The sequence below is a fragment of the Ramlibacter sp. genome (genome assembly GCF_028292805.1).
Taxonomy (GTDB): domain Bacteria; phylum Pseudomonadota; class Gammaproteobacteria; order Burkholderiales; family Burkholderiaceae_C; genus Ramlibacter.
Genome location: NZ_JAQGLS010000254.1, coordinates 1 through 5,625, shown reverse-complemented (window position 1 = coordinate 5,625; position 5,625 = coordinate 1). Strand labels below are relative to the sequence as shown.

General features: G+C 70.2%; 5 protein-coding genes and 2 pseudogenes. 3 read left to right on the top strand and 4 right to left on the bottom strand.

The annotated features are described in order from the left end of the window. Positions 1–499: pseudogene (locus JWP65_RS15885) on the top strand (hypothetical protein); the annotation flags it as partial. A 38-nt stretch (positions 500–537) separates the two neighbouring features. Here JWP65_RS15885 and JWP65_RS15880 read toward each other — a convergent pair. Continuing rightward, positions 538–1,317 carry an enoyl-CoA hydratase gene (locus JWP65_RS15880; protein ID WP_299765428.1) on the bottom strand — a complete coding sequence of 260 codons (780 nt, stop codon included), beginning with the start codon at positions 1,315–1,317 and terminating at the stop codon, positions 538–540. A 97-nt stretch (positions 1,318–1,414) separates the two neighbouring features. Between JWP65_RS15880 and JWP65_RS15875 the strand changes: the two genes are divergently transcribed. Both JWP65_RS15875 and JWP65_RS15870 read left to right on the top strand, forming a co-directional pair. Beyond that, positions 1,415–2,218, top strand: coding sequence for an enoyl-CoA hydratase-related protein (locus tag JWP65_RS15875; RefSeq protein WP_299765426.1), 804 nt, complete (start codon positions 1,415–1,417; stop codon positions 2,216–2,218). Positions 2,219–2,264: 46 nt separating this feature from the next. Next, positions 2,265–2,711, top strand: a pseudogene (locus JWP65_RS15870) (phenylacetate--CoA ligase); the annotation flags it as partial. 4 nt (positions 2,712–2,715) lie between these two features. Here the strand turns inward: JWP65_RS15870 and JWP65_RS15865 are convergent. From JWP65_RS15865 to JWP65_RS15855, 3 genes are all read right to left on the bottom strand, one after another. Continuing rightward, complete coding sequence (locus JWP65_RS15865) at positions 2,716–4,473, bottom strand: peptidase M61 (RefSeq protein WP_299765423.1); 1,758 nt, start codon at positions 4,471–4,473, stop codon at positions 2,716–2,718. Further along, positions 4,470–5,234 carry a DsbC family protein gene (locus tag JWP65_RS15860; RefSeq protein WP_299765421.1) on the bottom strand — a complete coding sequence of 255 codons (765 nt, stop codon included), beginning with the start codon at positions 5,232–5,234 and terminating at the stop codon, positions 4,470–4,472. Before JWP65_RS15860 ends, JWP65_RS15865 begins: the two co-directional genes overlap by 4 nt. After that, on the bottom strand, positions 5,231–5,625 hold a 395-nt coding region (locus tag JWP65_RS15855; protein WP_299765419.1), incomplete at its 5' end, for an FAD-dependent monooxygenase. The genes JWP65_RS15855 and JWP65_RS15860, both read right to left, overlap by 4 nt.

Genomic DNA, 5,625 nt, shown 5'->3' with positions numbered 1-5,625 from the left:
GGCCCGGGCGCCGGCAACGCAGGCAGCGCCACCTCCGGTCGCGGCCGCCGCGCCGGCTTCGTCACCACCGGTCACCTCCGCCGCACCAGCACTGGTCGAAGCCGTCCGCGGCGCCGCGATGGAAGCGCGCGGGCGGCAAGCCCCGGCCGGCTTGGCCGCGCAACGATCGGCCGTGCCGACGGTGACGCCCTGGGAGCGCTGGAGCGAGGTACGGGTCGAAAGCGATGGCGCATCGGTGGTGGTTCCGCGCGCCCTGGCCGGCGCCCTGCCCGACCTGGTCGCGCGCTGGCTGCGCCAGGAGGCCGTGCCGGCTGCGCCCGCCGGCACGGCGCAGCTGCGGCTGGAGCTGGGGCGGGACGGGGAGCCGCTGGGCGTGCTGGAGTCGGCCGGGGGCCAATGGCGCTGGCAGCCCCCGGGCCAGGCGCGGCGCGGCTTGCGCGCGAACCCCGAGCTGGATGCGCAACTGCGCCAAGAGGCGCTGCGCCTGCTGCGCCGGTAGCCGGGCGGTGCGCAGCGAAGCTTGCACCCCTACGCGCCCTACTGGTGCGTGAAGTTCGCCTTGCGCTTGTTGACGAAGGCGTCCATGCCTTCCTTCTGGTCTGAGGTGGCGAACAGCGCGTGGAACAGGCGTCGCTCGAACATCACGCCGTCGGCCAGCCCGCCTTCGAAGGCGCGGTTGATCGACTCCTTGGCCGCCAGCACGGCGATCTGCGAGTAGTCGCAAATCATCAGCGCCGCGCCCAGGGCTTCGCCCATCAGCTTGTCCAGCGCCACCACGCGGCTGACCAGCCCGGCGCGCTCCGCTTCCACCGCGTCCATCATGCGGCCGGTCAGCGCCATGTCCATCGCCTTGGCCTTGCCCACCGCGCGCGGCAGGCGCTGGGTGCCGCCGGCGCCGGGGATGACCCCCAGCTTGATTTCCGGCTGGCCGAATTTGGCGTTGTCGGCAGCGATGATGAAGTCGCACATCATCGCCAGCTCGCAGCCGCCGCCCAGCGCGAAGCCGCTGACGGCCGCGATCACCGGCTTGCGGATCGCGCGGATGGCTTCCCAGTTGCGGGTGATGTAGTCGCCCTTGTAGACGTCGGCGAAGCTGTAGCTCGCCATGGCGCCGATGTCGGCGCCGGCCGCGAAGGCCTTTTCGCTGCCGGTGATGACCATGCAGCCGATGGCGCCGTCGGCATCGAAGGCCTTGAGCGCCTGGCCCAGTTCGTCCATCAGCTGGTCGTTCAGCGCGTTCAGCTGCTTGGGCCGGTTCAGCGTGATCACGCCGACCTTGCCGGCTTCGGTGCGGACCTCGATCAGTTCGTATGCCATGGCGCTTTCCTGCTGGTGAACGTGCCACTATACCCAAGGGAAACCATGCCCCGGGCCGGCCACGCCCGGTGCTAGAGTCCCGCGCCAGGGAGACGCCATGAGCGAAGCCACCGTCCTGTTCGAAGCGCGCGCGAGCGTCGCGCTGATCACCCTGAACCGCCCGCAGGCGCTCAACAGCTTCAGCCGCCAGATGCACCAGGAGCTGGGCGCGGCGCTGGACCGCATCGAGGGCGACAAGGCGATCCGCGCGGCCGTCATCACCGGCGCCGGCCGGGGTTTTTGCGCCGGCGCCGACCTGTCCGAGTTCGACTTCGCGCCCGGCCCCGACCTGGTCGGGCGGGCCGACCCCGGCCCCATCATCGAGCAGCAGTTCAACCCCACGGTGCGCCGGCTGATGGCGCTGCGGGTACCGACGGTGGCCGCCATCAACGGCGTGGCCGCCGGCGCCGGCGCCTCGCTGGCCATGACCTGCGACCTCGCCATCGCGGCACCGAACGCGTCCTTCATTCAGGCCTTCAGCAAGATCGGCCTGATCCCGGACGCCGGCGGCAGCTGGTTCCTGATCAAGAAGCTGGGACTGGCGCGCGCCATGGGCTGCGCCATGCTGGGCGACAAGGTTTCGGCGAAAGATGCCAGGGAGTGGGGAATGATCTGGGACGTGGCGGCCGAAGGCGAAGACTGCGTCGCCGCCGCGCTCAGGCTGGCCGGGCGGCTGGCGCAGATGCCGACCAAGGCGCTGGTGGCAACGCGTCACCTGCTGCGCGCCGCCGCCTCCAACGACCTGGACAAGCAGCTGGCCCTGGAGCGCGACACCCAGTCCAGGCTCGGGGCAACCCACGACTACATTGAAGGCGTGAGCGCCTTCCTGCAGAAACGTCCCGCCCGGTTCAAGGGCGAATGATGGTCGACTCGCACGACATGGCCGCGCGCGTGCGACCTTGGCGCAAGGCGAGCTGGTCTTCACCAGCCTGACCAAGGAGGCGCTGGCGGTGATTCGCTACCGCACGCGCGACCTGACGCGGCAGCTACCCGGCACTGGGCCCAGCATGCGGCGGATGCAGAAGGTGACCGGCCGCGACGACGACATGATGATCGTGCGCGGCGTCAAGGGGTTTCCAACGCAGATCGAGGAGCTGATCCTGAAGCAGCCGGCTCTGGCGCCGCACTACCAGTGCATCCTCACGCGCGAGGGCGCGCTCGACTGCCTGACGGTTGCCGTCGAGGCGGCCGGACTGGACCCTGCCCACGGCGACGCGCAAGCCGGCGCCGACAAGCTGGGCGCGAAAATCAAGGTGTACGTTGGCACGACCGCGAAGATCGGGCTGCGCCCGGCGGGCGGCATCGAGCGCAGAAGGGGCAAGGCCAAGCAGGTGGTGGAGCAGCGCCCGCGCTAGGCCATCAGCCTTGCGGCCCCAGCCACGCCTGCGCCCGCGGCGCGTCGCGCAGCGCCAGCCGCCAGGTGGTGGCGTTGGCCGGTAGCGAGAGGTCCAGCCGCAGCAGGCGGCGGTCGCGGGCCACCAGCGCCGTCACCTTGCGGTGGCTGCCGGCATACAGCGGCAGGTCGTCCAGCTTGCCCAGGCGCCAGGCGGCGCCCGCCACTTCGACGCCGACCCACTCGTCGTTGGCCGCCATGCCGGCCTGTTCGGCGGCGCCGCCCCGCAGCACCGTCTTCAGCATGATGGTGCCGCCGGTCTCGGTCGTCCGCACGCCCAGCCGCTGCTGCAGCTGCGCCGGCTCGTCCAGCACCAGCACGCCGTGCTGCTCCAGCAGCTCGCGCAGCGGCAGCTCGCGGGTGCCGTGCACCCAGGCGGTGAGTTCGCGGGTGAAGGCACGGCCGCCCAGTTCCTTGAGCACCGCAGCGAAGTCGGCCTCGGCCATCGGCCCGCCCTTGCAGCGCTGCCACAACGCCCGCATCACGTGGTCGAGCTGGGTATGGCCTTCCAGCCGCAGCGTCAGGTCGAAGCACAGAGCCACCAGCGCGCCCTTGGTGTAGTAGCTGACGGTGGCGTTGGCCGTGTTCTCGTCCTGCCGGTAGTACTTGACCCAGGCGTCGAAGCTGGCCTGCGCGACCGACTGCACCTCGCGGCCCGGCGTCTGCAGCACCTGGTTGATGGTCTTGGTCAGCAGCTTCAGGTAGGTCGGCTCGTCGATCAGGCCGGCCCGGCGCAGCACCAGGTCGTCGTAGTAGCTGGTGAAGCCTTCGAAGAACCACAGCAGCTGGGTGTAGTTCTCGCTGCGGTAGTCGTACTGGGCGAATTCTGCCGGCCGCAGCCGCTTGACGTTCCAGGTGTGGAAGTACTCGTGGCTGATCAACCCGAGCAAGGTGACGTAGCCGTCGGCGGTGCGGGCGTCGCCCAGCCGCGGCAGGTCACGCCGCGCCGCGATCAAGGCCGTCGAATTGCGGTGCTCCAGGCCGCCGTAGCCGTCGTCCACCGCGTTCAGCATGAACAGGTAGCTCTTGAAAGGCGGGCGCTTGCGGTCGTGCCAGAAGCGGATCTGTGCCTCGCAGATCTTTTGCATGTCGGCCACCAGCCGCTCGCCGTCGAAGGCTTCGGTGCAGCCCGCCACCACCAGCCGGTGCGGCACGCCGCCGGCGCGGAATTCGGCGGAGTACAACGGGCCCAGTTCGACCGGGCAATCGACCAGCTCGTGGTAGTCGGCGGCCAGGTAGGTGCCAAAGCCGCGCTTGCCGGTCTTGAGCGGCTCCAGCCCGGTGGCCGCTTCCCAGTTCGGGAAGGCGCGCAGCGCCACCAGCTCCAGCTGGTGCGGCAGCTGTTCCTGGGTCTCGACCTTCAGGCACAGGCTGGTGCAGTTGAAAAAGCCGCGCTGCGTGTCGAGCCAGGCGGTGCGCACCGAGTTGTCGAAGGCGTAGACCTCGTAGCTCAGCACCAGCGGCGCCGAAGGCACGCAGTCGACCTGCCAGCCGGCTTTGTCCAGCTGGTGCACGGCGACCGCCTTGCCGTTCTGGCGGGCGCTGAGTTTTTGCAGGTGACGCGAGAACTCGCGCACCAGGTAGCTGCCGGGGATCCATGCCGGCAGCGAGACGCGCTGCGCCGCTTGCGGCTGCGCCACCGTCAGCGTGACATGGAACAGGTGCGCCGCCGGGTCGCTCGCTTCGACCCGGTAGTGCGGTCCCGTCGGGCGTGCGACGCTCACTTGGGCGACAGCAGCTTTTCGACTTCCGCCGCGCCGATCGCGCCCGGCACCCGGGAGCCGTCGGCGAACACCAGCGTCGGCGTGCCGGTGATCTTGTAGCGGCGGCCCAGCTCCAGGTTGCGGGCCAGTGCCGCGGCGTCGCAGCTGGCGTCGGCGCGCGGCGTGGGCTGGTCGCGCACCATCCAGTCCATCCAGGCCCTGGCCTTGTCCTTGGAGCACCAGATGTTGCGCGACTTGTCGACCGAGTCCGGCCCGAGGATCGGGTACAGGAACATGTGGATGGTGATGTTGTCGACCTTCTGCAGGTCACGCTCGAAGCGTTTGCAGTAGCCGCAGTTCGGGTCTTCGAACACCACCAGCTTGCGCTTGCCGTTGCCGCGCACCATGGTGAAGGCGTCCTTGAGCGGCAGCGTGGCGACGTCGATCGCCAGCAGCTTGTCCATCCGCTCCTCGGTCAGGTTGCGCCGGCTCCTGGTGTCGATCAGCTGGCCGCCATGCAGCAGGTAGCTGCCCTCGGCATCGGTGTAGAAGATGTCGGTGCCCACGCGCACCTCGTACAGGCCGGCGATCGGGGTGCGCTGCACTTCGTCGAGCTTGCCCATCTGGGGAATCCGCTCCGGCAGGTTCTTGCGCAACGCGCTTTCCACGGCGGGCGGCACGGCGCCGGTGGCTGGCGCCTGCGCCGTGGCGCTGCCGGCCAGCAGGCCCAGGGTCGCCAGGGCGGCGAGGGCCGCAAGGTGCCCGCTTCGGATCAATGTCATGGTTTTCCCGTTTTCAACAGATTCTGTGCCCGGCCCATCGCCTGCCGCGCCACCCAGTGCTTGACCGGCCCGCTGCGGTCGAAACCGCGCATGCCCCAGTTGCGCACCCAGACCCAAGGCTCGGCCGGCTGGGCGAACAGCTGCTGCAGGCCGTCGGTGGTCCAGCCCAGCGCCAGCACGTCCGCCTTGCGCGCGCGCTCGTAGCGCCGCAGCAGTTTCTCGTCACCCAGCCCGCGCCAGTATTCGCGCCCCTGCAGCGCCTGCGCCAGCACCTCGGCGTCGGCCAGCCCGAGGTTCAGGCCCTGGCCGGCCAGCGGGTGCACGTTGTGCGCCGCATCGCCGGCCAGCACCCAGCCCGCGCCGCACCAGCGGTCGGCCTGCGCCCGCTGCA